The organism is Stenotrophomonas maltophilia (assembly GCF_004920835.1).
In the GTDB taxonomy this organism is placed as follows: domain Bacteria; phylum Pseudomonadota; class Gammaproteobacteria; order Xanthomonadales; family Xanthomonadaceae; genus Stenotrophomonas; species Stenotrophomonas maltophilia_AQ.
The window spans coordinates 304107-330664 of record NZ_QFHO01000002.1; the positions used below are offsets into that span (position 1 = coordinate 304107).

19 protein-coding genes are annotated in these 26558 nt (G+C 65.5%); 8 read left to right on the top strand and 11 right to left on the bottom strand.

The features are described 5' to 3' along the window. The first annotated feature begins 1 nt into the window (after position 1). Complete coding sequence (locus tag DI041_RS02845) at positions 2 to 2725, top strand: response regulator (RefSeq protein WP_136639728.1); 2724 nt, start codon at positions 2 to 4, stop codon at positions 2723 to 2725. Between the two features lie 12 nt (positions 2726 to 2737). On the opposite strand, the gene DI041_RS02850 is transcribed toward DI041_RS02845, so the two are convergent. From DI041_RS02850 to betI, 5 genes are all read right to left on the bottom strand, one after another. Beyond that, entirely contained in the window at positions 2738 to 3607 is an 870-nt protein-coding gene (locus DI041_RS02850; protein WP_106467930.1) for a diffusible signal factor synthase RpfF, read from the bottom strand. Between the two features lie 201 nt (positions 3608 to 3808). After that, positions 3809 to 5485 carry a long-chain fatty acid--CoA ligase gene (locus DI041_RS02855; RefSeq protein WP_136639727.1) on the bottom strand — a complete coding sequence of 559 codons (1677 nt, stop codon included), beginning with the start codon at positions 5483 to 5485 and terminating at the stop codon, positions 3809 to 3811. Positions 5486 to 5675: 190 nt separating this feature from the next. Then, positions 5676 to 7358 carry a choline dehydrogenase gene (gene betA, locus DI041_RS02860; RefSeq protein WP_136639726.1) on the bottom strand — a complete coding sequence of 561 codons (1683 nt, stop codon included), beginning with the start codon at positions 7356 to 7358 and terminating at the stop codon, positions 5676 to 5678. 99 nt (positions 7359 to 7457) lie between these two features. Next, positions 7458 to 8930, bottom strand: a complete 1473-nt coding sequence (betB, locus tag DI041_RS02865) for a betaine-aldehyde dehydrogenase (RefSeq protein ID WP_136639725.1) — start codon at positions 8928 to 8930, stop codon at positions 7458 to 7460. A 38-nt stretch (positions 8931 to 8968) separates the two neighbouring features. Next, positions 8969 to 9559, bottom strand: coding sequence for a transcriptional regulator BetI (gene betI, locus DI041_RS02870; protein ID WP_136639724.1), 591 nt, complete (start codon positions 9557 to 9559; stop codon positions 8969 to 8971). A 170-nt stretch (positions 9560 to 9729) separates the two neighbouring features. Here betI and DI041_RS02875 point away from each other — a divergent pair, with 170 nt between their 5' ends. After that, the gene (locus DI041_RS02875; RefSeq protein ID WP_136639723.1) at positions 9730 to 11280 is read left to right on the top strand and encodes a BCCT family transporter; all 1551 of its coding nucleotides are present in this window, start codon (positions 9730 to 9732) and stop codon (positions 11278 to 11280) included. 117 nt (positions 11281 to 11397) lie between these two features. Here DI041_RS02875 and acnA read toward each other — a convergent pair whose 3' ends face one another. After that, entirely contained in the window at positions 11398 to 14151 is a 2754-nt protein-coding gene (acnA, locus tag DI041_RS02880; RefSeq protein ID WP_136639722.1) for an aconitate hydratase AcnA, read from the bottom strand. Positions 14152 to 14453: 302 nt separating this feature from the next. Between acnA and DI041_RS02885 the strand changes: the two genes are divergently transcribed. From DI041_RS02885 to DI041_RS02910, 6 genes are all read left to right on the top strand, one after another. Then, positions 14454 to 14678 carry an AbrB/MazE/SpoVT family DNA-binding domain-containing protein gene (locus tag DI041_RS02885; protein ID WP_005409505.1) on the top strand — a complete coding sequence of 75 codons (225 nt, stop codon included), beginning with the start codon at positions 14454 to 14456 and terminating at the stop codon, positions 14676 to 14678. Positions 14679 to 14684: 6 nt separating this feature from the next. Beyond that, entirely contained in the window at positions 14685 to 15083 is a 399-nt protein-coding gene (locus DI041_RS02890; protein WP_008267153.1) for a type II toxin-antitoxin system VapC family toxin, read from the top strand. 40 nt (positions 15084 to 15123) lie between these two features. Further along, positions 15124 to 17715, top strand: a complete 2592-nt coding sequence (gene acnB, locus DI041_RS02895) for a bifunctional aconitate hydratase 2/2-methylisocitrate dehydratase (protein WP_136639721.1) — start codon at positions 15124 to 15126, stop codon at positions 17713 to 17715. Positions 17716 to 17873: 158 nt separating this feature from the next. Further along, positions 17874 to 19613 carry a WG repeat-containing protein gene (locus tag DI041_RS02900; protein ID WP_248298506.1) on the top strand — a complete coding sequence of 580 codons (1740 nt, stop codon included), beginning with the start codon at positions 17874 to 17876 and terminating at the stop codon, positions 19611 to 19613. Between the two features lie 199 nt (positions 19614 to 19812). Beyond that, positions 19813 to 20229 carry an energy transducer TonB gene (locus tag DI041_RS02905; protein ID WP_136639719.1) on the top strand — a complete coding sequence of 139 codons (417 nt, stop codon included), beginning with the start codon at positions 19813 to 19815 and terminating at the stop codon, positions 20227 to 20229. A 128-nt stretch (positions 20230 to 20357) separates the two neighbouring features. Then, positions 20358 to 20735 carry an energy transducer TonB gene (locus tag DI041_RS02910; protein WP_136639718.1) on the top strand — a complete coding sequence of 126 codons (378 nt, stop codon included), beginning with the start codon at positions 20358 to 20360 and terminating at the stop codon, positions 20733 to 20735. Here the strand turns inward: DI041_RS02910 and DI041_RS21535 are convergent. The 5 genes from DI041_RS21535 to DI041_RS02935 form a co-directional block, all read right to left on the bottom strand. Continuing rightward, the gene (locus DI041_RS21535; protein WP_345775777.1) at positions 20660 to 20971 is read right to left on the bottom strand and encodes an alpha/beta fold hydrolase; all 312 of its coding nucleotides are present in this window, start codon (positions 20969 to 20971) and stop codon (positions 20660 to 20662) included. The two genes, DI041_RS02910 and DI041_RS21535, sit on opposite strands and share 76 nt — an antisense overlap. 384 nt (positions 20972 to 21355) lie before the next feature. Next, entirely contained in the window at positions 21356 to 22429 is a 1074-nt protein-coding gene (locus tag DI041_RS02920) for a protein-glutamate methylesterase/protein-glutamine glutaminase (protein WP_136639717.1), read from the bottom strand. After that, complete coding sequence (gene cheD, locus DI041_RS02925; RefSeq protein ID WP_008264676.1) at positions 22426 to 23022, bottom strand: chemoreceptor glutamine deamidase CheD; 597 nt, start codon at positions 23020 to 23022, stop codon at positions 22426 to 22428. The genes DI041_RS02920 and cheD overlap by 4 nt, the downstream gene beginning before the upstream one ends. Continuing rightward, positions 23019 to 23888, bottom strand: a complete 870-nt coding sequence (locus tag DI041_RS02930) for a CheR family methyltransferase (protein ID WP_136639716.1) — start codon at positions 23886 to 23888, stop codon at positions 23019 to 23021. The genes cheD and DI041_RS02930 overlap by 4 nt, the downstream gene beginning before the upstream one ends. 37 nt (positions 23889 to 23925) lie before the next feature. Further along, positions 23926 to 26193, bottom strand: a complete 2268-nt coding sequence (locus tag DI041_RS02935) for a methyl-accepting chemotaxis protein (protein ID WP_136639715.1) — start codon at positions 26191 to 26193, stop codon at positions 23926 to 23928. Between the last annotated feature and the right edge of the window lie 365 nt (positions 26194 to 26558).

Consider the following 26558-nt stretch of genomic DNA (forward strand, 5'->3'; position numbering starts at 1 on the left):
CATGCAGGACCTGTTCGCACGCGTGAAGCGCCGGTTGGCGCAGCGTCCGGATTCGGAGCATGGCCAGGCGATCGTGCGGGTGGCGCTGATCTCGCTGATCCTGGTCTATGTGCTGCTGTCCGGTGCGCGCCTGCACCGTCTGGAGCAGTACCAGGGCGTGCTGGCGACGGTACTGACCGGGTTGGGGCTTTCGCTGCTGCTGTTCGGTTGGCTGCTGTGGAAGCCTGAGCGCTCCGATCCGCGCCGGGTTGCCGGGATGCTGGCCGATTACGGCTTGATCGCCATCGGCATGATCCAGATGGGCGAACCGCTGGCCTGGGTGTACGCGGTGGTGATGTGGGTCACGGTGGGCAACGGCCTGCGCTTCGGGCCGCGTTACCTGGCCGCTGCCATCGTGCTGGCGATGGTCAGTTTCGGCACCACCGTGCTGTTGACCCCTTACTGGCAGGCCAACCTGGGCCTGGCCATTTCCCTGTGGTTGGGGTTGCTGGCAGTACCGTTGTGCTGCTCCTCCCTGCTGCGCAGAAGGATGCGACATCCGACCATGGATACGACCCCCGCCGCTGCCTCTCCCAACCGTTCGTTGCTGGCCCGCTTCAAGCAGCGCCTGTCCGGGCGCGAGGACAGCGAGCACGCGCAGAACCTGATCCGCATCATCATCACGGCGCTGTTCATCAGCTACCTCGGCTGGCGCTCGCTGAGCGGCGGCGGTGAGGCGCTGACCGCGACCTGGTTGATCCTCGCCTTCGAGCTGACCATCTCCGCCGGCCTGCTGACCGCGATCCTGGTCAATCCGGGTGTGTCGCATGTGCGCCGGGTGATCGGCATGCTGACCGACTACACCTGCATGGCCTGGATCATGACCATCCAGGGCGAGCCGGCCGCGCCGCTGTATGCGGTGATGCTGTGGGTGACCATCGGCAACGGCATGCGCTACGGCAGCACCTATCTGCGCGTGGCCACCGCCATGGGCTGCCTGGCGTTCCTGTGTACGGTGATGCTGTCGCCCTACTGGCGTGGGCACGACTATCTGGGCTGGGGCCTGCTGCTGGGCCTGGGCGCGATCCCGCTGTACTTCGATTCGCTGCTGCATGCGCTCACTCGAGCAGTGGCCGAGGCGCGCCAGGCCAACGAAGCCAAGAGCCGCTTCCTGGCCAACATGAGCCATGAGTTCCGCACGCCGCTGAACGGGCTGGCCGGCATGACCGAAGTGCTGGCCACCACCCGCCTGGACGATGAGCAGCGCGAGTGCCTGAACACCATCCAGGCCTCCACCCGCAGCCTGCTGGCGCTGGTGGAGGAGGTGCTGGACATCTCCGCGATCGAGGCGGGCAAGGTGCGGGTGGAGTGGCACGAGTTCGCGCTGGCCGATGTGCTGCAGGCGATCAACCTGATCCTGACCCCGCAGACCCGCTCCAAGTCGCTGGACTACCGCGTGCATGTGGACGACAACGTGCCGCCGCGCCTGCTTGGCGATGCCGGTCATCTGCAGCAGATCCTGCTCAATCTGATGGGCAATGCGGTCAAGTTCACCGACAGCGGCTACGTGCATCTGCGTGTTTCCAGCCTGGACGCAGCGGGCAGCGAGCGGGCGCGCCTGCGTTTCGAGATTGTCGACAGCGGCATCGGCGTGCCGGTGGCGCTGCGCGGCCGGCTGTTCAATGCCTTCGAGCAGGGCGATGTCGGCCTGGCCCGTCGCCATGAGGGAACCGGACTGGGCACCGCCATTGCCAAGGGCCTGGTCGAATCGATGGGCGGGCAGGTCGGTTATGCGCCGAACAGCCCGCGTGGCAGCGTGTTCTGGGTGGAGATCACGCTGGACGTGGCAGAGACCTCATCAGCCCCGGCGGTTCCGTCCGAGGTGGCTGAAGCCGGCAATGTCATCGCATTTTCCAATCCCTTCCTGCGTCATCGTGCACGGGTGCGCAGCCTGCGGGTGCTGGTGGCCGACGACCATGAAGCCAACCGCATGGTGCTGCAGCGGTTGCTGGAGAAGGCCGGCCACAAGGTCACCTGCGTCAATGGCGGCGCCGAAGTACTCGATGCACTGGAGCAGGCCAGTTACGACGCAGCAATCGTCGATCTGCACATGCCCGGCATGAGTGGACTGGACCTGCTCAAGCAGCTGCGGGTGATGCAGGCCAGCGGCATGCCCTATGTGCCGGTGATGGTCCTCAGTGCCGATGTCACCCCCGATTCGATCCTGCGCTGTGAACAGGCCGGCGCACGCGCCTTCCTGGCCAAGCCGGTAGTGGCAACCCGGTTGCTGGAAGTATTGGCCGATGTTGCTGCCAACACCCGCCCGGAATCCGGCATCCAGTCGGTTCCCGCGCTGCCGGTGGGCGATGGCGTGCTTGATACGGCAGTGCTGGATGAACTGGCGTCGCTGGGCATGGGCGACGGCTTCGAGCGCAAATTCATCGACCAGTGCCTGGTGGATGTCGATGCGAGCATGGGCCAGCTGCAGGCCTGCGGTGAAGGCCAGGCCTGGGAGGACTTCCGCGAGCACGCCCACGCCCTGCGCGGGGTGGCGAGCAACCTGGGGCTGGTCCAGGTTGCCGCCTCCAGTGGCGAGATCATGCGCATGGCGGACTGGCAGTTGAAGGGCGAGTGGGTGACCCGCCTCGGTAGTCTTGCCACCGCCCTGCGCCTCGGCAGGAATGCACTGGCCGCCCGCAGCGCGGACATCGCGCGCCGTGACGACAGCGAGCGCAGCCCGTCCTGAACCGCCGCGCTGTCAGGCCGGGTCGCCATTGCGCCGGGCCTGTGCCCGCACCAGCCGGTCCATGGTACGCAGGGACTTCTCGCCGAGCTGCATGGCGGTATCCACCCAGATCTCGGTGATCCGCATCATTTCGTGCAGTGGCACCATGCTGGCGATTTCGTTCACCTCGCGCATCGCGGCCCAGGCATGTGGAATCCGCTTGCTGTCCTTGATCACCTGTTCAACGGCGGCAACGCCTTCGCCGACCGGCACCACGATGTCGACCAGCCCCATTTCCTTGAGCTGGCTGGCGGTGTAGAGGTTGCCCTCCAGCATGATCTTCTCGGCCAGGCGCGGGCTGATGCGCTGGCACAGGAAGGAGTAGGCGCCCATGCCGGGGAACAGGTCGAACAGCACCTCCGGCAGGCCCATCAGCACGCCTTCCTCGGCGACGATGGTGTGGCAGCTCAGCGCGGCTTCGAAGCCGCCGCCCAGTGCATTGCCCTGGACCAGGGCGATGCTGTGCGCACGTGCACCGAGCCCGGCATGGAAGGCGTGCACGCCGCGTACGCAGCGCTGGGCATAGTCGAGCAGGCGGGCGCGGTCGCCTTCGCGGATCAGCCGGCAGAACAGCTCGAGGTCGCCACCCAGGTTGAACACGTCACTGTCTGAGGCCAGAACGACATGGGGTGACAGGACGTGCGAGGCGCTGAGGCGGTCGCCCAGTTCGCGCTGGTAGTCGACGATGTCATCGACCAGGCGCGAGGCGAAGCAGGGCCGGCCCGGCTGGTTGACCAGGTTGGCATGCATGTGGATCCAGTAGACATCCCGCTCGGGCTCTTCGGTAATGCGCAGGGTAGGGTGCAGCGAGGGGCGGGTGATGATGGGGCGTACTGCGGACATGGGAGTTCTCCGTGTGACCGTCCGGCCAACCGCAGAGCGGACGGAGAGGAGTGAGGGGAGGCGAGCTGAACGTGCGGCGGCGACTGATTCTATGCACCCGTCGTGAACCGCCCGCAAGCGCTGTGCCGGCCATGTTCCGGTAATAAAAAGACCCCGCCGTTGCCGGCGGGGTCCCTGTTCTGCTCGCTTGCCCGGAAACCCTTACGGGGCGGGCGTATCACGCAGCTCGCGACGGAGAATCTTGCCGACGTTGGTCTTCGGCAGCTCTTTTCGGAATTCTACGATTCTGGGGTGCTTGTAACCGGTCAGGTTTGCCCGCGCATGTTCCTTGACCATTTCCGCAGTCAGGTTCGGGTCCTTCTTCACGATCACCACCTTCACCACCTCGCCGGATTTTTCATCCGGGACACCGACTGCGGCCACTTCCAGCACGCCCGGCATCATCGCGATGACGTCCTCGACCTCGTTCGGGTACACGTTGAAGCCGGACACCAGGATCATGTCCTTCTTGCGGTCGACGATGTAGAAGAAGCCCTGTTCGTCCATCCTGGCCATGTCGCCGGTGTGCAGCCAGCCGTCGGTATCGATGGCAGTGGCGGTTTCTTCCGGGCGCTGCCAGTAACCCTTCATCACCTGCGGGCCCTTGATGCACAGTTCGCCCACTTCACCCAGCGGCAGGATGTTGCCGTTGTCGTCCTTGATGCAGGCATCGGTGGACGGGATCGGCAGGCCGATAGAGCCATTGTATTCGGGCAGGGTGAGCGGGTTGATGCAGGCCGCCGGCGAGGTTTCGGTCAGGCCATAGGCCTCGACCAGGGTCACCCCGGTGGTCTTCTTCCAGCGTTCGGCCACGGCGCGCTGCACCGCCATGCCGCCACCCAGGGTGAACTTGACCGAGGAGAAGTCGATCTCGTCGAAGCCCGGGGTGTTGAGCAGGCCGTTGAACAGCGTGTTGACGCCGGTGATGGCGGTGAAGCGGGTGCCCTTGAGCTCCTTGACGAAGCCCTTCATGTCGCGCGGGTTGGTGATCAGGTGGTTGCAGCCACCGAACTTCATGAAGACCAGGCCGTTCGCGGTCAACGCAAAGATGTGGTACAGCGGCAGGGCGGTGATGATCACTTCCTTGCCCGGCTCGATGCCCGAGGTGGACAGCCACGCCGATGCCTGCTGCATGTTGGCGATCAGGTTGCGGTTGGTCAGCATCGCGCCCTTGGCAACACCGGTGGTGCCGCCGGTGTACTGCAGGAAGGCGATATCGTCGTGGTCGATCTCGACCGCCGGAAGCGTGTGCCGGCTGCCCAGCTTGAGCGCCTGCCTGAAGCGGATCGCGCCCTTGATGTGGTAGTTGGGCACCATCTTCTTGACGTACTTCAGCACGAAGTTGACGATCGCGCCCTTGGCGCCGAGCAGGTCGCCCAGGCCGGTGGTGATCACGTGCTTGACCGGTGTGTCGGCGATGACCTGCTCGACGGTGTCGCCGAAGTTGTCGACCACCACCAGCGCGCTGACGCCGGCGTCCACCAGCTGGTGCCTGAGTTCACGCGCGGTGTACAGCGGATTGACGTTGACCACGGTCAGGCCGGCGCGCAGCACGCCGAAGGTGGCCACCGGGTACTGCAGGCAGTTGGGCATCATCAGGGCGACGCGGTCACCCTTCTTGAGCTTGAGCTCACCCAGCAGGTAGGCCGCGAACTGGTTGACCAGCGTATCGGTCTCGCCGTAGGTGATGACCTTGCCGAAGCTGGAGTAGGCGGGGCGGTCGCGGAATTTCGCGACGGAGGCGTCGAAGACCGAGGCTACCGAATGGAATTCGTTGACGTCGATTTCGGCGGGAACGCCTTTCGGATAGCTCTGCAGCCAGGGACGATCCAGACTCATATTCCCCCTCCAGGAATCGTGATGATGGGTGCGGCGCGGACAGTATCCGCCAGAACCGCTCACCGCAGCATACCGTTCCGTAGGGAAAACGCGAAGGGGGCGCGAAGAACGCGCCCCCGGGGCTGCATGAGCGCCCACCAGGGTGGGCATCTACCGGAGATAGGTGTCCGCCGTTTGCGGGCGATTCGCGTCAGCCCTTGCTGCGTACCGGTGCACCATTGGCCTTGTAGTACGGCGCGGTGCTGCGGGCCAGCGGGGTGCGGCCGCGGATCACGTCGGCCAGCTTCTCGGCGATCATGATGGTCGGTGCGTTGAGGTTGCCGGTCACCACCTGCGGCATGATCGAAGCATCGACAATGCGCAGGCCTTCCAGGCCGTGCACGCGGCCCTGGCCGTCGACCACCGCCATCGGATCATCGGCGTGGCCCATCTTGTTCGAGCACGACGGGTGGTAGGCGGTCTCGGCATGTTCGCGCACGAATGCGTCGATCTGCGCATCGGTCTGCAGCGCACTGCCCGGGGAGATCTCGCGGCCGCTGTACGGCGCCAGCGCCGGCTGCGCGAAGATCTCGCGGGTGATCCGGATCGCGGCACGGAACTCGCGCCAGTCCTGGTCGTGCGACATGTAGTTGAACAGGATGCTGGGATGTTCGCGCGGATCCTTCGAGCGCACGTGGATGCGGCCGCGGCTGGGCGAACGCATCGAGCCGACGTGCATCTGGAAGCTGTGCGCCTTGATCGGGTTGGAGCCGTTGTAATTGATCGCCACCGGCAGGAAGTGGTACTGCAGGTTCGGCCAATCGAACTCGGCGTCGCTGCGGATGAAGCCACCGGCCTCGAACTGGTTGCTGGCGCCGATGCCGGTGCCAAGGAACAGCCACTCGGCGCCGATGGCCGGCTGGTTGTAGAGCTTCAGTGCCGGGGCCAGCGAGACCGGCTTCTTGCACTCGTACTGCAGGTACATCTCAAGATGGTCCTGCAGGTTGGCGCCGACGCCCGGCAGGTGGTGCACCAGGTCGATGTCCAGGCTGCGCAGCAGATCGGCCGGGCCGACGCCCGAGCGCTGCAGGATCTGCGGCGAAGCGATGGCGCCGCCGCACAGCAGCACTTCGCGGCGCGCAGTGGCACGCTGCGGCTGGTCGTTGTGCAACCACTGCACGCCCACCGCACGCTTGCCCGAGAACAGGATGCGGTCGGTCAGCGCGTGGGTGACGATGGTCAGGTTCGGGCGCGGCTTGGCCAGGTCCAGGTAGCCGCGGGCGGTGCTGGAGCGACGGCCCTTCGGGGTCACCGTGCGGTCCATCGGGCCGAAGCCTTCCTGCTGGTAGCCGTTGAGATCGTCGGTGCGCGGGTAGCCGGCCTGCACGCCGGCCTCGACCATCGCAGCGAACAGCTCGTTGTTGCCGGCCTTGGGCGTGGTCACACGCAGCGGGCCTTCGCCACCGTGGTAATCATTGGGGCCGATGTCGCGGGTTTCGGCCTTGCGGAAGTACGGCAGGCAGTCCAGGTAGGTCCAGTCGTCCAGACCCGGCATGCTGGCCCAGTTGTCGTAGTCCATGGCGTTGCCGCGGATGTAGCACATGCCGTTGATCAGCGACGAACCGCCCAGGCCCTTGCCGCGGCCACAGTCCATGCGGCGGTTGTTCATGAAGGGCTCGGGATCGGTCTTGTACGCCCAGTTGTAGCGCTTGCCCTGCAGCGGGAAGGCCAGCGCCGCCGGCATCTGGGTACGGAAGTCGAGCCGGTAGTCCGGGCCACCGGCTTCCAGCAGCAGCACGCTGACATCGGCATCTTCGGTGAGGCGGGTGGCCAGCACGTTGCCGGCCGAACCGGCGCCGATGATGATGTAGTCGTACTCGTTATGGGTGCTCATGGGTGTCTCCTGCAGGCCGGGGCGCTGCATGCAGCCGTCCCGGCGGAATGTCGGATCGGCACGATGGCCGGACGTGGGGCGCGCCCGGGGGCGCGCCGGTCAGAACACGCTGGCGTAGTCGCCCAGCTCGACCTGCACCGACTTGATGCGGGTGTAGTGGCCGAGGGTCGAGAGGCCGTTCTCGCGGCCGACGCCGGATTCCTTGTAGCCACCGACCGGCATTTCGGCCGGCGATTCGCCCCAGGTATTGATCCAGCAGATGCCAGCTTCCAGGCGGTGGATGATGCGGTGGGCGCGGCTGACGTCCTTGCTGACCACGCCGGCGGCGAGGCCGAAAGTGGTGTCGTTGGCTCGACGCACCACTTCGTCTTCGTCGTCGTAGGCAAGGATGCTCATCACCGGCCCGAAGATCTCTTCCTTGACGATGGTCATGTCATCGCGGCAGTCGGAGAACACGGTCGGCAGCACGTAGGCGCCATTGGCCAGCGCGCCTTCGGTAGCACGGCCGCCGCCGGTCAGCAGGCGGGCGCCTTCGGTCTTGCCACTCTCGATGTAGCGCAGCACGTTTTCCATGTGCGGGAAGCTGGTGAGCGGGCCGAAGTTGGTCTCTGCGGCCGTCGGGTCGCCGATGCGGATGCGCTTGACGCGCTCGACCACGGCGGCTTCGAACGCGGCCAGCATGCTGCGTGGCACGAACACGCGGGTGCCGTTGGTGCAGACCTGGCCGGAGCTGAAGAAGTTGGCCATCACCGCGATGTCGGCAGCGCGGTCGAGGTCGGCGTCATCGCAGATCACCAGCGGCGACTTGCCGCCCAGTTCCATGGTCACTTCCTTCAGCGACGAGGACGCGGCGCTGGCCATGACCTTCTTGCCGGTGGCGACGCCGCCGGTGAAGGAGATCTTCTCGATCACCGGGTGCTCGGTCAGCCACTGGCCGATCTCGCGGCCAGGGCCCTGTACGACGTTGAACACGCCGGCCGGCACGCCGGCTTCGGTGTAGATTTCGGCCAGTCGGATCGCGGTCAGCGGCGTCACTTCGGACGGCTTGAACACCATCGCGTTGCCGGCGGCCAGCGCCGGTGCCGACTTCCACATGGCGATCTGGATCGGGTAGTTCCAGGCGCCGATGCCGGCGACCACGCCCAGCGGCTCGCGGCGGGTGTAGAAGAAGCTCGATTCGCGCAGCGGCAGCTGGATGCCTTCGATGGCGGTGGCCAGGCCGGCGTAGTACTCGACCACGTCGGCACCGGTGACGATGTCCACGGTGGTGGTTTCGGCCAGCGCCTTGCCGGTGTCAAGGGTTTCCAGATGGGCCAGCTCGTCGTTGCGCTCGCGCAGGATCTCGACGGCGCGGCGCAGGATGCGCGAACGCTCCATGGCGGTCATCGCCGCCCACACCTTCTGGCCTTCGGCCGCGCTCTGCACGGCGCGCTCGACGTCAGCCTGGCTGGCGACCTGCACTTCAGCGATCACTTCACCGGTGGCCGGGTTGACGGTCCTGAAGGTCTTGCCGCTGGTGGCATCGACGCGCTGGCCGTGGATGTAGAGCTGTTGGACGGGCAGGGTGGTCATGGGGCGTACTCCTTGGAAGGGGGCGGGTGCTGCAACGCTTATAGCGCGGCAGCCTGCAACTGGAAGTCGATGTAGCCGTAAGCGATGCGCCGGGACTTCTCGGCATTGAACTGGCCGCCGACCAGGCTGCCGCGCAGCCACAGACCGTCGATCATCGCGGCCAGGCCACGGGCGGCCAGGCGGGCCTGCGGGTGGGGCAGCAGGCGGTTGAACTGGTGGCACAGGTTGGAGAACAGGCGCTGATCGTTGGCGCGCTGCAGCCGGGCCAGTTCCGGCTGGTGCATGCTGGCGGCCCAGAAGGTCAGCCAGACGCGCATCGCGGTGCCGTTGATCTGGCTGTCGTCGAAGTTGCCGTCGACGATGGCGCGCAGCTGGTCGCGCGGGTCGTCGCCGACGTCGGCGCGGTAGCGGGCGACCGCCTCCTTCAGTTCGCGCAGGATCTGCCGCATTGCAGCATTGAGCAGGCCGTCCTTGTCGCCGAAGTAATGGGCGACGATGCCGCTGGACAGCCCGGCCTTCTTCGCGATGGTGGCGACGGTCGCATCGGCCATGCCGATCTCGTCGATGGTCTGGAAAGTGGCCCGGATCAGCTGCTCGCGCCGAACCGGTTCCACGCCTTTCTTCGGCATTGTCTCTCCACGGATTGCGACCCGAAGGATCGGGCTGCCGACCATTATGCTTTTTATTGATTGAACGTTCAATCAATAAACCCTAGGATGCGCTCGCGCCCCACGCCATGGGCCCGGTTTACCGGTCCGGCCCCGCCCATGTGCTCCCTCGGACTTGATGAGACGACCCCATGTCTTCCCTGGCTCATCCCAAGCGTTCGCCCCTGCGCTTGAACCGTTTTGTCTTCTTCAGTTCCTCGGTGTCGATCGGCATCCTCGGGCTGCTCACCGTTCTCTATCCCGAAGGCAGCGAGCACTGGCTGCAATGGGCGCAGGCCGAGGTCTCGGCGGCGTTCGGCTGGTGGTACATGCTGCTGATCGTGCTGTGCCTGGGCTTCGTGCTGTGGCTGGCGTTCTCGCCGTATGGCCGCATCCGCCTCGGCCACAACGAGGAATCGCCGGCCTTCGGCTACGTGGCCTGGGTGTCGATGTTGTTCTCGGCCGGCATCGGCATCGCGCTGCTGTACTACGGCGCCTACGAGCCGCTGGACCATTTCCTCAATCCGCCCGGGCAGCCCGGCGGAACGGTGGCAGCGGGCCGCGAGGCGATGGTGCTGACCTTCCTGCACTGGGGCCTGCACGGCTGGGCGCTGTACGCGCTGGTCGGCGTGGCACTGGGCTATTTCGCCTACCGCCGCGACCTGCCGCTGGCGCTGCGCTCGGCGCTGTACCCGATCTTCGGCGAGCGCATCCATGGCCGCATCGGCGACATGGTCGATGGCTTCGGCATCCTTGCCACGCTGATCTCGATGGTGACCAATCTTGGCATCGGCGCGCTGGTGGTGCAGTCCGGCCTGGTCTACCTGTTCCACATTCCGGATACGCCGCAGGTGCTGGTGGCGATCGTGCTGGTGATGATGGCCGTTGCCACCATCGGCGTGGTAGCGGGCGTGGAGAAGGGCATTGCCTGGCTCTCCAACCTCAACGTGCGCCTGCTGTGCGGCCTGCTGCTGTTCGTGCTGGTCACCGGCCCGACCCTGCACCTGTTCGACGGCCTGATCCAGAACACCGGCGATTACCTCGGCGCGTTCGTGCGCAAGAGCTTCGACATGTACCTCAACGACCCCAAGGGCCGTGAGTGGATGGGCTCGTGGACGCTGTTCTACTGGGCCTGGTGGATCGCCTGGGCGCCGTTCGTGGGCCTTTTCGTGGCGCGCATCTCGCGTGGCCGCACCATCCGTGAAGTGATCATGGGCGTGCTGCTGATCCCGCTCGGCTTCACCCTGGCCTGGCTGTCGATCTTCGGCAACACGGCTATCGATCTGGTGCTCAATCACGGCCAGGCGGTTCTTGGCGAGGTAGCCCAGCACGATGCGGCGATGACGCTGTTCAAGCTGCTTGAGTACCTGCCTGGTGCACCGTACGTGGCCGGTGCCGCGGTGGTGATCGGCTTCGTGCTGTTCCTGACCCCGGTCGATTCGGGCACGCTGATGATCGCCAACCTGTGCACCCGCCGTGTCGATGACGGCGTGGAGGACGGCCACGACGCGCCGATCTGGCTGCGGGTGTTCTGGGCGGTGGGCATCACCGTGGCCAGCGTCGGCCTGCTGCTGGCCGGCAACTTCAGCGCGATGCAGACGGCGGTGGTGCTGTGTGGCCTGCCGTTCTCGTTCATCCTGGCGTTCTACATGTGGGGCCTGCTGAAGGCGCTGCGTACCGACCCGGACGCGCCGCGCCGGTAGGTAGCGCCGGGCGCTGCCCGGCGAACGCCAAAGCAAAGGGCCGGATCTGTGAGGATCCGGCCCTTTTGTCTTGTCGCAGCCAGGCATGGCCTGGCTCTACCTACGCAGTACGCTCGATCAACGTGCAGCCAGCTGGCGCAGCACGTATTGCAGCAGGCCACCGTGGCGGAAGTACTCCACTTCCTTCGGGGTCAGCAGCATCACCGAGACTTCGAAGGTCTTCTTGGTGCCGTCGGCCTTGGTCGCGGTGACCGTGGCACGCTTGCTGGCACCGTCCTGCAGGCCGGTGATGTCGATCACTTCCGAACCGTCCAGGCCCAGGCTCTGTGCGTTTTCACCGTTGCGGAACTGCAGCGGCAGCACGCCCATGCCGACCAGGTTGGAGCGGTGGATGCGCTCGAAGCTCTCGGCGATGACCGCCTTCACTCCCAGCAGCAGGGTGCCCTTGGCCGCCCAGTCACGCGACGAGCCGGTGCCGTATTCCTTGCCGGCCAGCACCACCAGCGGCACCTTGTCGGCCTTGTACTTCATGGCCGCATCGTAGATCGCCAGCTTCTCCGGCTGGCCACCGCCGGCGGGGTAGTACAGGGTGTTGCCGCCTTCTTCGCCGCCGAACATCAGGTTCTTGATCCGGATGTTGGCGAAGGTGCCGCGCACCATCACATCATCGTTGCCGCGGCGGCTGCCGTAGCTGTTGAAGTCGGCCGGCTGCACGCCACGCTCCTGCAGGAAGCGTCCGGCGGGGGAATCCTTCTTGATGTTGCCGGCCGGGGAGATGTGGTCGGTGGTGATCGAATCGCCGAACAGGCCCATCACCCGTGCGCCGTGCACATCATCGATGCTGCCGACCTGCATGGTCATGCCGTCGAAGTAGGGCGGATTCTTGATGTAGGTAGATGCATCGCTCCATTCGTACAGATCACCGTCCGGCGAGGCGATGGTGTTCCAGCGGGTATCGCCCTTGAACACGTCGGCGTAGTTCTGCTTGAACATCTCCGGGCCGACGGTGGCGGCGATGACGTCGCCGATCTCCTTGTTGCTCGGCCAGATGTCGCGCAGGTACACCGGCTGGCCATCGCTGCCGGTGCCCAGCGGTTCGGTGGTCAGGTCGATGTCGGTGGTGCCTGCGATGGCATAGGCCACCACCAGCGGCGGGCTGGCCAGGTAGTTCATCTTCACTTCGGGGTGCACGCGGCCCTCGAAGTTGCGGTTGCCCGACAGCACCGAGGTCACCACCAGATCACCACTGGCGATGCCGGCGCTGACTTCGGTCGGCAGCGGGCCGGAGTTGCCGATGCAGGTGGTGCAGCCATAGCCCACCACGTAGAAGCCGATCTTCTCCAGCTCGGTGAGAACGCCGGCCTTTTCAAGATAGTCGGTGACCACGCGCGAGCCTGGGCCGAGCGAGGTCTTGACCCACGGCTTGCGGTCCAGCCCCTTGGCGGCCGCGTTGCGGGCCAGCAGGCCGGCACCGATCATCACCGCCGGGTTGGAGGTGTTGGTGCACGAGGTGATGGCGGCGATGACCACCGCGCCATCCTTCAGCCGCACTTTCCTGCCATCCATCTCGATGTCGGCGTAGCCCTTGGCCAGCTGCTCGTTGCCCACTGCCGCGCCGCCGCCTTCATTGACGAAGGTGGAGACATCCTCGCTGCGCTTGTCGCGGTTGGCGGTCATGCCGACCAGCGCGTCGCGGTAGTTCTTCTGCACGTCTTCCAGCAGCACGCGGTCCTGCGGACGCTTGGGACCGGCCAGCGACGGCTTCACCGTGCCCATGTCCAGTTCCAGCGTGGTGCTGTACTGCGCATGCGGGCTGTTGGCGTCGTGCCACAGGCCCTGCGCCTTGGCATAGGCTTCGACCAGGGCGATCTGCTCTTCACCGCGGCCGGACAGGCGCAGGTAGGTCAGCGATTCGTTGTCGATCGGGAAGATGCCGCAGGTGGCGCCGTATTCGGGGGCCATGTTGCCGATGGTCGCGCGGTCGGCCAGTGGCAGATGCTGCAGGCCATCACCGTAGAACTCGACGAACTTGCCGACCACGCCGAGCTTGCGCAGCATCTGGGTGACGGTCAGCACCAGATCGGTGGCGGTGGCGCCCTCGGGCAGCTTGCCGGTCAGCTTGAAGCCGACCACCTGCGGGATCAGCATCGACGAAGGCTGGCCGAGCATTGCGGCCTCGGCTTCGATGCCGCCCACGCCCCAGCCGAGCACGCCGATGCCGTTGATCATGGTGGTGTGGCTGTCGGTGCCGAACACGGTATCCGGGTAGGCGATCGCCGTGCCGTCCTTGTCCGCGGTCATCACCACGCGGGCCAGGTTCTCCAGGTTCACCTGGTGGACGATGCCAGTGTTGGGCGGCACCACCTTGAAGTTGTCGAAGGCCTTCTGTCCCCAGCGCAGGAAGCCGTAGCGTTCCTGGTTGCGCTGGAATTCGATCTTGCCGTTGAGGTCCAGCGCGTCCGGCTTGCCGAACACATCGACCTGCACCGAGTGGTCGATGACCAGTTCGGAGGGAATCAGCGGATTGATCTGCTCAGGCGAGCCGCCGAGCTTGACCACCGCATCGCGCATCGCGGCCAGGTCGACCACGCAGGGCACGCCGGTGAAGTCCTGCAGGACCACGCGCGCCGGCATGAAGGCGATCTCGGTGTCTGGCTCGGCCGCCGGGTTCCAGCGGGCCACGGCTTCGATGTGGTCCTTGCCGACGGTGATGCCGCCGTCCTCGTGCCGGAGCAGGTTCTCCAGCAGGATCTTCATCGAGTAGGGCAGGTGGGAGATATCGAAGCGCTGGCCCAGCGTGGGCAGGCTGAAGTAGTCGTAGGTCTTGCCGCCGACGTTCAGCTGGCTGCGGGTGGAGAACGAATCGCTCATGCGGGGTAACTCCTTCTTGCGGATGGCTTGCAGTGGCCCGCGCATGGGCGGACCTGCTTGCGGTCGCCGTGGGCCTGACGGCCCCGGTGGTCCCAGTATGAACCCCAGACTGAATGGATTCATCCGGGCCGGGTTCCGGCCTGCGGCATCGGTTCCAGACTACAGGGGAAGGTGTATGGCGTATGTCACGTTTGTGGCCGATCCTTTGCGAGGCAAGGGCTGGCGGGGTGCCGGTCCTGTTCAGGGTGGAAGTATGCCCGGGGAAGTATGTATAATTTGTGCATACTCTGGAGGGCCTACCGATGGAAGCCACTGTTGCAGAACGCGGACAGATCACCCTTCCCAAGGCGGTGCGTGATGCCCTCGGCCTGACCAAGGGCACGCTGCTGAAGGTCGAACTGGACGGCAGCCGCATCATCCTGCGCAAGAGTGTTGACGATGCCATTTCACGGGCGCGCGGCAAGTTCGCGCTGGACGGCTTCGAATCGTCCGACGCGGCCGTACGCGCGGTGCGTGACGAGGAATAAGTCGTGATGATCGCCGTCGATTCACCGGTGCTGGTCGAGCTGCTCAGCAATGGTCCGCAGGCCGATGCCGTGGAAGCCATCCTCAGGCAGAGCCTGGTCGGCGGCCGTGTGGTGGTCTGCGGCGCGACCCTGGCCGAGGTCTGCGCATCGCTGCGTGGCGGCGCCGAGGTGCTCGAAGCGCTGGAAGAAATGGGCGTGCACTTCAACCCGATGGAAGCCAAGTCGGCGCTGCGCGCCGGCGAGATGCACCGTCGCCACCGCCAGCGCAGCGGCAGCCGCCGCAGCCTGGATGAATTCATGGTCGGCGCCCACGCACTGTTGCAGTGCGACGGCCTGATCACCTGGAACGATACGTTTTACCGCGACTACTTCAAGGGCCTGAAGCTGATCGTGCCGCAAGCCTGAGCCCACTTTTTTTCAACCTACGCATTACCCGGGAGTTGTCATGTTGGAAGCCTACCGCCACCACGTCGCCGAGCGCGCTGCGCTTGGCATCCCGCCGCTGCCGCTGAGCGCGCAGCAGACGGCCGATGTCATCGAACTGCTGAAGAACCCGCCGCAGGGCGAGGCCGAGTTCCTGCTCGACCTGCTGACCCACCGCGTGCCGGCCGGCGTCGATGACGCGGCCAAGGTCAAGGCCTCGTACCTGGCGGCGATCGCCCTGGGCAGCGAGCAGAACCCGCTGATCAGCCGTGAGCGCGCCACCGAACTGCTGGGCACCATGCTCGGCGGCTACAACGTCGCGCCGCTGGTGCAGCTGTTGGACGACGCCAGCGTCGGCACCATCGCCGCCAACGGCCTGAAGAAGACCCTGCTGGTGTTCGATGCGTTCCATGACGTGCAGGAAAAGGCCAAGGCCGGCAATGCCAACGCCCAGTCCGTGCTGCAGAGCTGGGCCGATGCCGAGTGGTTCACCAGCAACCCGGAAGTGCCGCAGAGCCTGACCGTCACCGTGTTCAAGGTGCCGGGCGAGACCAACACCGACGACCTGTCGCCGGCACCGGACGCGACCACCCGCCCGGACATTCCGATGCACGCCCTGGCGATGCTGAAGAACAAGCGCGACGACGCGCCGTTCACCCCGGAAGAAGACGGCAAGCGCGGCCCGATCCAGCAGATCCTGTCGCTGAAGGACAAGGGCCACCTGGTTGCCTACGTCGGCGACGTGGTCGGCACCGGTTCCTCGCGCAAGTCGGCTACCAACAGCGTGCTGTGGTGGACCGGCGATGACATTCCGTTCATCCCGAACAAGCGCGCCGGTGGCGTCTGCCTGGGTTCGAAGATCGCTCCGATCTTCTACAACACCATGGAAGATGCCGGCGCACTGCCGATCGAGCTGGACGTGTCGAAGATGGAGCACGGCGATGTGGTCGAGCTGCGTCCGTACGAAGGCAAGGCGCTGAAGAACGGTGAAGTGATCGCCGAGTTCCAGGTCAAGTCCGAAGTGCTGTTCGACGAAGTGCGTGCCGGTGGCCGCATTCCGCTGATCATCGGTCGCGGCCTGACCGGTAAGGCGCGCGAGGCGCTGGGCCTGGCCCCGACCGACCTGTTCCGTCTGCCGGTGCAGCCGGTCGACACCGGCAAGGGCTTCTCGCTGGCGCAGAAGATGGTCGGCCGCGCCTGTGGCCTGCCGGAAGGCCAGGGCATGCGCCCGGGCACCTACTGCGAACCGAAGATGACCTCGGTCGGTTCGCAGGACACCACCGGCCCGATGACCCGCGACGAGCTGAAGGACCTGGCCTGCCTGGGCTTCTCGGCCGACCTGGTGATGCAGTCGTTCTGCCACACCGCTGCGTACCCGAAGCCGGTGGACGTGAAGACCCACCACACCCTGCCGGAGTTCATCTCCACCCGTGGCGGCGTCTCGCTGCGTCCGGGCGACGGCGTGATCCACAGCTGGCTCAACCGCATGCTGCTGCCAGATACCGTCGGTACCGGTGGTGACTCGCACACCCGTTTCCCGGTGGGCATTTCGTTCCCGGCCGGTTCGGGCCTGGTGGCCTTCGCCGCTGCCACCGGCGTGATGCCGCTGGACATGCCGGAATCGGTGCTGGTGCGCTTCAAGGGCAAGATGCAGCCGGGCGTGACCCTGCGTGATTTGGTCAACGCGATCCCGCTGTACGCGATCAAGTCGGGCCTGCTGACTGTGGCCAAGGCTGGCAAGAAGAACATCTTCTCCGGCCGCATCCTGGAAATCGAAGGCCTGCCGGAACTGAAGGTCGAGCAGGCGTTCGAGCTGTCCGACGCTTCGGCCGAGCGTTCGGCTGCCGGTTGCTCGGTGCGCCTGAACAAGGAACCGATCATCGAGTACCTGACCAGCAACATCACCCTGCTGAAGTGGATGATTGCCGAGGGTTACCAGGATCCGCGCTCGCTGCAGCGCCGTATCGAGAAGATGGAAGCGTGGCTGGCCAACCCGGAGCTGCTGGAGCCGGATGCGGACGCCGAATACGCCGCCGTCATCGAGATCGACCTGGCCGATATCCACGAGCCGATCGTGGCCTGCCCGAACGACCCGGACGACGTGAAGACCCTGTCCGAAGTGGCCGGCGCCAAGATCGACGAAGTGTTCATCGGTTCGTGCATGACCAACATCGGTCACTTCCGTGCCGCTGCGAAGCTGCTGGAAGGCAAGCGTGACCTGCCGACCCGCCTGTGGGTGGCCCCGCCGACCAAGATGGATGCGTCCGAGCTGACCAAGGAAGGCGTGTACGGCACCTTCGGCGCCACCGGCGCACGCATGGAAATGCCGGGCTGCTCGCTGTGCATGGGCAACCAGGCGCAGATCCGCGAAGGCTCCACCGCGATGTCGACCTCGACCCGCAACTTCCCGAACCGCCTGGGCCGCAACACCAACGTGTACCTGGGTTCGGCCGAACTGGCCGCGATCTGCTCGCGTCTGGGCCGCATCCCGACCAAGGAAGAGTACATGGCCGATGTGGGCGTGATCGCCGCCAGCGGCGCGGAGATATACCGCTACATGAACTTCGACCAGATCGAGGAATACCAGGACGTGGCCAAGACGGTCGCTGCCTGATGCGGTAGTGCCGGCCACTGGCCGGCATCCCGTTGAAACGAAGAACCCCCGGTGAAAGCCGGGGGTTTTTTGTGGACGGAGCACTTTCGTAGAAGTTGTATTTCAGTAGAGATGCATGGCGCCTACCGTGGATGCCCACAATTTCGGTCTTGCGTGAGATGCGCCGCTCATTCCTGCTGCCTCCCAGTCCTACCCATCGCCGCACCGTCACCACCCAGGCCTTGGGCATTCTGCTGGCCTCTGTACTTCTGACCATTGCGTCATCGGCAGGGGCAACGTCGGCGCCTGCAATGCTACAGCCCACCGAGCCGCCGCCACGTTTCGACAGGACTACACGCCACGGCATCTGTCATGAGGGCCGCTGCGTGGTGCTGGATGGCACGGGCCGGCGACTGGTCGAGCATCGGGGAATGGAGTACATCCGTGGGTTCGAGAATGGGGCAGCGGTCTTCAAAAGTGGCACGAACTGGGGAGTCATCAATTCAGCAGGACGCGTCGTCGTGAAAGGACACTACGATCATGTACAGACGCATGGCAACGGGCTGATTGAGGCTGAGGTGTTGCTGCAGAACGAGCCCGATGTACGTAAACGCATAGATTTCTTTGATGGACGGGGCCGCTTGGTTCGGCGCTTTACGGTAGTGGTAGAAAAGGATCTTCTGCGCTCGACGTCCTGGGCTGGAAGTCCGGCTGTCGAAATCTGCAGCGAGGAAAGGCGACGTTGCAGGACCAGTTTCCTTGATGCGAAGGGCAAGTCCGGTCCAGTCTTCAATGACTTTATTGCCATTGATGATGATGCGGAAGTTGCCATCGCTTCACGGGATGGTGTGCACTTCGGCCTGGTCGATCGATCACTGGCAGGCGTAGGCCGCCAGGACTACGACCGGATGACCTTCAACAGGTCGGGTTTCGCGCTCGCCACCCAAGCCGGGAACGACACCGTGTTGGATCCCCACGGGGTGCAAGTGGCGCCGATGGGGCGATATCGGTTCAAGTTTGGAATAGGTGGGTACCTGCTTTCGGCGGTCACCGAGGACGGCGAGTGCCTGCACTTCACGCGCGCGGGTTCGATATTTCCGACGCCTGCAGGCAACTGTATGAAGACCGATGAGTTCGCTGAACGAGTGGGCTATGTAATCTTCAGTTCGGAAGATGATGAATACGTTGTAGGCCTGGATGGATCGCTGCGCTCTGCGCAACACACTGCAGGCCTGTATCCGTTGAATCGCAGGATGGTCCAGTATCAAAAGCCCGGCGAAGCGGGGGTGCGTTTCATGATGCTGGATGATGGCAGCATCTCGTCTTCCCTGTACTACCGACTTGCGCCTTTTCAAACCGCGGCAGGACTGGATGACCAACTGCTGTTGGCCCAAGCCGATGGAGGATGGGGTGTAATAGATGCCAGGGGCGCTTGGCTGATTCCTCCTCGCTACCCACGGATCGAGCCGCTGGGTGCGAATCTGATCGCGGCATTCGAACAGCCGGGGTATGACCCGGGGTATCACATACTCGACCTGCGCGGTAATGCGCTGGCTGATTTCACGCCGAATGATCCCTCACCGGCGCTCTTGGCGGATGGAACGAGGGTCTACGCCCTCTCACTGCGTGGTCGCTGGGGGCTTCTGGATGAGTCGGGGCGGTGGAGGCTGGCGCCACGCTACGGCTACGTGAGTGTTTCGAATGGCTTGGTTTTCGTGCGTGAGCGAAACAGTGCCGGTGATGTTACGGTTAATCTTCTTGATCCAGACACAGGAACGACGCTGTTCGAACAGGGATTTTTATCGATTCATCATCGAGCGGATGGTCTGTTTGAGGCATTGAAGACAGACCAGACCTTGGAGCTGATCAAACCTGACGGAACCATTCTGGAAAGCTTGTATGCACGTTCCAACCGATAGCCGGAGCATTGACTGATGGGGTCGCTGGAGCCAGGCGCGATTCAACGCGCTCACAGGACGCCCGCGGACGGTCGCTGCCTGATGCGGTAGTGCCGGCCACTGGCCGGCATCCCGTTGAAACGAAGAACCCCCGGTGAGAGCCGGGGGTTTTTTGCTTGCGCCGCGCTAGACTTGCTGCTGGGCTTGTTGGAGTACACGGATGTTGCAGAATCGATTGAAGGACAGTCGCACGCGCTGCTGGCGCTGGTTCGGGCGTGCGGTCGTGTTGGCCACATTGATGCTGGCGCACGGCGTGATGGCGCAGAAGTCGGTTGTCGAAAGGGTTCGCCCCGCGCACGTACCGGCTTCGATCGTGATGGAGAGCAAGCAGAACAATCCGCCGCGCTATCCATCCCAGGCCTTCCGCGATGAGAAGCAGGGTGAAACGATCCTGATGGTGCAGGTCACTGCCGACGGGCAATGGGTCGACGCGACCGTGCTGCAGAGCAGCGGTTGGCCGGAGCTGGACGAGGCCGCGCAGGCGGCGACACGCAAGTGGCGGTACCTGCCGGCCAGCGAAGACGGTGTGCCGGTGCCCGGACAGATCCGCGTGCCGGTGTCGTTCAAGCTGTGGTGAGGCTGCGGGCAAGCGTTGGCCTGGGCAGCGTGGTGATGCTGCTGCTGGCAGCTTCGCTGCCGGCTTGGGCCGGTGAACCCGCGCCGCCGGCAACCCAGGCGAGAGACGAGGGCGACACGAATACCAGGATGAGTGCCGCCGAACGCCGCGTATATCTGCTGCAGGAGCAGGCCCACGCCATTGCCCTTGCCACGGAGGGACAGTCTCCCGACGCCCGCCTGGCGGAGACCTATGCGTCGGTCGATGCGGCGTCGCAGCACCTGTATCCGGTTCAGCTGGATGATCGGCGCAGGCCGGAGCGCGGCGATGGCACGGCCATCATCTTCGTACGCGTGGACGAACACGGAAACCATGACGGCGCGGAGCTGGTGCGTGGCAGCGGCTCGGCCGCGCTGGACGAGGCTGCGGTGCAGGCAACGACGCGATGGCGTTACACCGCGGCCAGCCGCGACGGCGTGCCGGTCCCTGGCATTGTGAGGATCATGGTGTCGCTGGACGAGCTGTAGTGCCGGGGACATCCGCCAGGCAGCGCCAGTTCCGCTGCCCACATGCCGCCCGCCGAGAGCCCGGCCACCGCGTACTGCCCGATGCCCAGCACATCGAGCAGGTGGCCCACTTCATGTGCGAGGCACGCCGGCGTGGTGAAGGCCGCTGAGAGTGGCAGATCGTTGTCGTGCCCGGGCAGCTCTGGAATGATCAGGCGGTAGCGCCGCGACAGCAGGTGAATCTGCGGCGCCCACATATCGCGGCCTCAGAGATAGCTGCCGCCGAGGACAAGCGGAAAGCCGGTGCCGATATCGTGATGGGTGAGAAGAGGCAATGAGAGGCTCCGTGGAAGGGAGCCTCACGCTGCAGGGGCAGGGGAAGTACGTCCAATGTGTAGGATCGACAAGGATCCGTCCCGGGGCGCAATCGAGGTGATTACGTCACACATGTGCGTAAGCCGCACTAGTGAAATGCCAGTGTCCGACGGTATCGCCAGATTGAACGGGTTGAAGGCGACGTCTGGCCGGATGCGGAACCGAGCGTGGGCTATGCCGGGCGTCCTTGCCCGGCCCCCTGCGGGCCGTCGCAAGCGACGTTGGCAACGGCTCCTGCCGTTGCCTTCGGCTCTACAGCCATTCCATCAGCCACGGGCGAGCGAGAGCAGCCGCTCGGCAATCCGTTCCAGCGGCACCTGTTCCTCGGCGGCGCCCAGCTTGAACGCTGCACCGGGCATGCCCCAGACCACACTGGTGGCCTCGTCCTGCACCAGCGTCGGTGCGCCGGCCTGGCGCATTTCCAGCAGGCCGCGTGCACCGTCATCGCCCATGCCGGTGAGAATGGCACCGATGGCGTTGCCGCCGGCGTTCTGCGCGACCGAGCGGAACAGCACGTCCACCGCTGGCTTGTGCCGGTTCACCGCAGGGCCGTCGTCGACGCGGCAGCGCCAGCGCGCACCGTCGCGGATGATCCGCAGGTGCTTGCCGCCGGGTGGAAGGTAGGCGTGGCCGGGCAGCACCGCTTCGCCGTCGCTGGCCTCGCGCACGGCCATTGCCGAGTGGCGGTCCAGGCGTTCGGCGAAGGCGCTGCTGAAGCTGGCCGGCAGGTGCTGGGTCATCACCACGGCCGGGCCATCGGCGGGCATTCCTTCCAACACCACGCGCAGGGCTTCGGTGCCACCGGCTGACGAGCCGATCGCGATCAGGCGGTCGGTGGTACGGAACTGCGGTGAGGCAGGGCGCATGGCGGGGGCTGCGTCCAGCGTGAGTTTCGGTGCGGCCAAGCGTACCAGCGGTCGAACGCGCGAGCGCGCCGCCATCTTCACCTTGGCGATGATTTCGTCGGCGTAGGCCTGCAGGCCGCGCGCCACGTCCAGCTTCGGCTTGGAGACGAAATCCACCGCACCCAAGGCCAGTGCCTGCAGCGTGGTGTCGGCGCCACGTTCGGTCAGCGAGGAGATCATCACCACCGGCAGCGGGTGCAGGCGCATCAGGTTCTCCAGGAACGCCAGGCCGTCCATGCGCGGCATTTCCACGTCCAGGGTGATCACGTCCGGGGCCAGGCGCTTGATCTTCTCGCGTGCCAGCAGCGGGTCGGCGGCGGTGCCGACCACGTCGATGGACGGATCGCTGGACAGGATTTCCGTGAGCATCTGGCGCACGACGGCGGAGTCGTCGACGATCAGGACCCGACAGGGGGCGTTGCCGGTCAGGGTCATTCGAACAGCTCCACGCCGCCGGTGACCGGGGCCTTGGACAGGCGTGCACGCACTGCCGATTCAGTGGCGGCTACTTCGGCTTCGTGTGCGTGTGGCAGGCGCTGCACCACCACGCGGCCGGTATCGGCGAAGAACCAGATCTTGCGCGGATGGATGCCGCACAGGTCCTCGGCGATGATCGGAATGTGCTCGGCCTGCAGGTACTGGCGCACGAACTCGGCGTTGCGGGTGCCGACCGGATTGCTGGTGAAACCCTTGAGCACGTTGGCGCCGCCGAACACCTTGGCCTCGATGCGCTTGCGGTGCGCGCCGCGCTTTAGCATGTCGTTGATCAGCAGTTCCATCGCGTAACTGCCGTAGCGCGCGGGCGCGCCGTCGCCGGCGTTGCCTTCGGGCAGCAGGAAGTGGTTCATGCCGCCGATCTTCAGCACCGGGTCGCGCAGGCAGGCCGCCACGCAGGAGCCGAGCGTAGTGGTCAGCGCGGTGGTGTCGTCGACCACCAGATACTGGGTCGGCAGCAGCTTGGCTGCAATGGTCTTGAAGCGCGCGTCCTGGTAACGCATCACATCGTCGGTACGCAGCGATGCGTTCATGCGCCTGCCTTTGCCGCACGGCGGTACAGGGTGCGTCCGCAGGGCTGGATCAGGTCGGCGGCGTGCAGGTAGTTCTCCGAGTGGCCGGTGTAGAGCAGGCCATCGTCGGACAGGTGCTGCACCAGCCGGCCCAGGATCGCGCGCTGGGTCGGCTTGTCGAAGTAGATCATCACGTTGCGGCAGAACAGCGCATCGAACGGGCCGCCGACGTCGTAGCGCGGGGCGAGCAGATTCAATGGGCGGAACTCGATCAGCTCGCGCAGCGCTGGCAGCACGCGGCACTGGCCCTCGTTGGGGCCGCTGCCGCGCTGGAAGTAGCGGCGGCGCAGGTCCGGATCGAGGCTGGTGACGCGATCGATGTTGTAGACGCCACGGCCGGCGGTGGCCAGCACCTGGGTATCGACGTCGGTGGCGATGATGCGTACCGGTGGCTTCAGGGTGCCGAAGGCCTCGCAGGCGGTGATCGCCATCGAGTAGGGCTCTTCGCCGGTGGACGCCGCGCAGGACCACAGCAGCAGCGGCGTGCGGCTGGCGCGCTGCTGCAGCTCCTCGCGCAGCTTGTCGAAGTGGTGCGGTTCGCGGAAGAACGAGGTCAGGTTGGTGGTCAGGGCGTTGGTGAACGCCTGCCATTCGTCACCGTCTTCGTGCTCCAGATGGTCCAGATACTGCTGGAAGCTGCGCATGCCCAGCGTGCGCAGGCGGCGCGACAGACGGCCATAGACCATGTCGCGCTTGGCCGGGGCGAGGGCGATGCCCACGCGCTGGTAGATCAGGTCGCAGACGCGGCGGAAATCACGGTCGGCGAACTCGAATTCGCGCGGGCCGGTGACGATGGGAGTAGGACTTTGCACGGGGGACGTGTCCATCGGCAGAGGCGGCGGCCGAAGCCGCCGCGGGTGGGTCTCAGAATTCCTGCCAGTCGCTGTCGCTGGCGACGAAGGTGCTGGCGTTGCTGCTGCGACGCAATGGTGCCGGTGCGGGCTGCGGACGCGGCGCGACCGCTGCAGTGGTGGCTGGCTCGATACGGGCGGCCACGGCCTTCACTGCGGCCGAGACCTGGTTGTCGAGGCGGAAGATCGCAACTGCATCGGCCAGCTGCGCGGCCTGGTCTTCCATCGCGCGCGCGGCAGCGGTGGCTTCTTCCACCAGCGCAGCGTTCTGCTGGGTGGTTTCGTCCATCTGCACCACGGTCTGGTTGACCTGCTCGATGCCGGCCGACTGCTCCTGCGACGCTGCGGAGATCTCGGCCATGATGTCGGTCACGCGCTGCACCGAAGCGACGATCTCGCCCATGGTGCTGCCGGCCTGGTGCACCAGGCTGGAGCCTTCGGCGACCTTGCCGACAGAATCATCGATCAGGCCCTTGATCTCCTTGGCGGCAGCGGCCGAGCGCTGGGCGAGGGTGCGCACTTCGCTGGCGACCACGGCGAAGCCGCGGCCCTGTTCACCGGCACGCGCAGCCTCAACCGCGGCGTTCAAGGCCAGGATGTTGGTCTGGAAGGCAATGCCGTCGATGACGCTGATGATCTCGGCGATCTTCTTCGAGGAGGCTTCAATGGCCGACATGGTGTTGACCACCTGGCCGACCACGCTGCCACCCTGCGAGGCCACACCCTGCGCGCCGATGGCGAGCTGGTTGGCCTGGCGGGCATGCTCGGCGTTCTGGCGCACGGTGGAGGTCAGCTCTTCCATCGAGGCCGCGGTTTCTTCCAGGTTGGCGGCCTGCTGCTCGGTACGGCGCGACAGGTCGCTGTTGCCCGACGCGATCTCGCCAGCGGCGAGGGTGATGCTGGACGTGCTGGCCTGGATCTGGCCGACGATCTGGGTCAGCTGGGTGACGGTGGTGTTGGCGTCGTCACGCATGCGCGCGAACACGCCCTGGTAATCACCATGCATACGCGCGGTCAGGTCGCCTTCGGCGATGGCCGACAGCAGCTGCGAGAGCTTGCCGAGGTTGTCATCGCTGACCGCCATCATCGCGTTGAGGTTTTCCAGCATCAGGCGGAAATCGTGATCGAAGCGCTGCGCGTCGCCACGACGGCTGAAGTCGCCTGCGGCGGCGGCACTGGCCAGTTGCTTGATCTCGGCGTTGATGCGGCCGAGGTTGGCCTTGACCGTGTCGACGGTGGTGGTCATCGCGGCCTTCTCGCCGGGGTAGCGCGCGATGTCGCGGCTCAGATCGCCCACAGCGTACTGCTGCACCACCTCCAGTACATCGTGCAGGGTCTGCACATGGCCGCCGACCAGGGCGTTGGTTTCCTGCACCATCAGCCCGTACTCGCCGGGGAAGGCGCTGGCATCGATGCGGTAGCTCAGCTCGCCACCATCGTGGCGCCGGGCCATTTCGCGCTGGCCGCCGATCACCGCGTGCAGCTGCTGCTGCATGCCGGCCATCGCTTCCAGCAGGCGGCCGGTTTCATCATGCGGCTGCGGGCCGATATGGCTGTCGAGCTTGCCGGCGGCGATGCCTTCGGCGACGGCGGTGGCCTGCTTCAACGGCACGGCGATGCGGTTGCCGATGACCCAGCTCAGGGCCAGTACGATCAGCACCAGCACGCCGCCGGAGAGCGCCATGATGGCGGTGAACACCAGCGCCTGCTTCTGAACGTCATCCATGTAGACGCCGCTGCTGATCACCCAGTTCCAAGGTGCGAACAGGCTGGCGTAGGCCACCTTCTCGACGTCACCCTTGCTGCCCGGCTTGGCCCAGCGGTAGTTGACGAAGCCGCCGCCGGCCTTGGCCGCCTCGACCTGGTCGTAGTAGATGCGCACGCCGTCGTCAGTGCGGAAGTCCTTCATTTCCTTGCCGACCAGGTCCTTGCGGAACGGGTGCATCAGCAGGCGATAGCCGGTGTCGTAGACGTTGTAGTAATAGGTGTCGTTCTCGGCGCGCATCACTTCCAGCGCCTGCAGGGCGGCGGCCTTGGCAGCTTCCTCGCTGAGCTCGCCGGTACCGGCCAGGCGATGGTAGTGCTGGAGGATGCCGTCGCTCAGTTCGACCTGGGTCTTCAGCGCAGTCTTGCGGGTCTCGGTCAGGTCCAGGTACTGCATGCGGGCGGCGATCACCGACAGCGCGATCACGCCGAGCGCGATGAGCAGCGTCAGCAGGTTGAGCTTGCGCCGGACGGAGAGGTTGCTGAAGTAGTGTTGCCAGCGATGCAGGAGATTCATCGAGCAGGACCAGGTTGAAGCAGGCGGGCGGCGCCGAGCCGGTCGCGACGTGATACGCCGTGACAACCCCGTTATCGGCCGCGGGGGCGGGGGATTGAGGTGCAGTGTCCGAACGTATTCAGGTTTCCTTGCAGCGGCGGCTGCGGCGCTGCCTGCGGCAGGCTGGTTTTGAAGCAACAGCAACAGCAACGGCAACGGCAGGTCATGGCGAGGGGTTGCTACGGGTTGGCCGGGTCGGGGTGGGCAGGCAGGACATGCCGTGAACCCATCCATGGGGGCTCGATGGCGCCATCCATGGCGCCAACGGTCCTGCCTGCCCACCCCGACCCGGCCCGCCAGGGCTTCACTTCGGCGGACGGCAAGAG

What these genes read in the sequence shown, in the direction of transcription:
- DI041_RS02845 (WP_136639728.1), top strand. Translation starts at nt 2, where the DNA reads ATGCAGGACCTGTTCGCACGCGTGAAGCGCCGGTTGGCGCAGCGTCCG.
- DI041_RS02850 (WP_106467930.1), bottom strand. Translation starts at nt 3,607, where the DNA reads ATGTCCGCAGTACGCCCCATCATCACCCGCCCCTCGCTGCACCCTACC.
- DI041_RS02855 (WP_136639727.1), bottom strand. Translation starts at nt 5,485, where the DNA reads ATGAGTCTGGATCGTCCCTGGCTGCAGAGCTATCCGAAAGGCGTTCCC.
- betA (WP_136639726.1), bottom strand. Translation starts at nt 7,358, where the DNA reads ATGAGCACCCATAACGAGTACGACTACATCATCATCGGCGCCGGTTCG.
- betB (WP_136639725.1), bottom strand. Translation starts at nt 8,930, where the DNA reads ATGACCACCCTGCCCGTCCAACAGCTCTACATCCACGGCCAGCGCGTC.
- betI (WP_136639724.1), bottom strand. Translation starts at nt 9,559, where the DNA reads ATGCCGAAGAAAGGCGTGGAACCGGTTCGGCGCGAGCAGCTGATCCGG.
- DI041_RS02875 (WP_136639723.1), top strand. Translation starts at nt 9,730, where the DNA reads ATGTCTTCCCTGGCTCATCCCAAGCGTTCGCCCCTGCGCTTGAACCGT.
- acnA (WP_136639722.1), bottom strand. Translation starts at nt 14,151, where the DNA reads ATGAGCGATTCGTTCTCCACCCGCAGCCAGCTGAACGTCGGCGGCAAG.
- DI041_RS02885 (WP_005409505.1), top strand. Translation starts at nt 14,454, where the DNA reads ATGGAAGCCACTGTTGCAGAACGCGGACAGATCACCCTTCCCAAGGCG.
- DI041_RS02890 (WP_008267153.1), top strand. Translation starts at nt 14,685, where the DNA reads ATGATCGCCGTCGATTCACCGGTGCTGGTCGAGCTGCTCAGCAATGGT.
- acnB (WP_136639721.1), top strand. Translation starts at nt 15,124, where the DNA reads ATGTTGGAAGCCTACCGCCACCACGTCGCCGAGCGCGCTGCGCTTGGC.
- DI041_RS02900 (WP_248298506.1), top strand. Translation starts at nt 17,874, where the DNA reads ATGCGCCGCTCATTCCTGCTGCCTCCCAGTCCTACCCATCGCCGCACC.
- DI041_RS02905 (WP_136639719.1), top strand. Translation starts at nt 19,813, where the DNA reads ATGTTGCAGAATCGATTGAAGGACAGTCGCACGCGCTGCTGGCGCTGG.
- DI041_RS02910 (WP_136639718.1), top strand. Translation starts at nt 20,358, where the DNA reads ATGAGTGCCGCCGAACGCCGCGTATATCTGCTGCAGGAGCAGGCCCAC.
- DI041_RS21535 (WP_345775777.1), bottom strand. Translation starts at nt 20,971, where the DNA reads ATGTGGGCGCCGCAGATTCACCTGCTGTCGCGGCGCTACCGCCTGATC.
- DI041_RS02920 (WP_136639717.1), bottom strand. Translation starts at nt 22,429, where the DNA reads ATGACCCTGACCGGCAACGCCCCCTGTCGGGTCCTGATCGTCGACGAC.
- cheD (WP_008264676.1), bottom strand. Translation starts at nt 23,022, where the DNA reads ATGAACGCATCGCTGCGTACCGACGATGTGATGCGTTACCAGGACGCG.
- DI041_RS02930 (WP_136639716.1), bottom strand. Translation starts at nt 23,888, where the DNA reads ATGGACACGTCCCCCGTGCAAAGTCCTACTCCCATCGTCACCGGCCCG.
- DI041_RS02935 (WP_136639715.1), bottom strand. Translation starts at nt 26,193, where the DNA reads ATGAATCTCCTGCATCGCTGGCAACACTACTTCAGCAACCTCTCCGTC.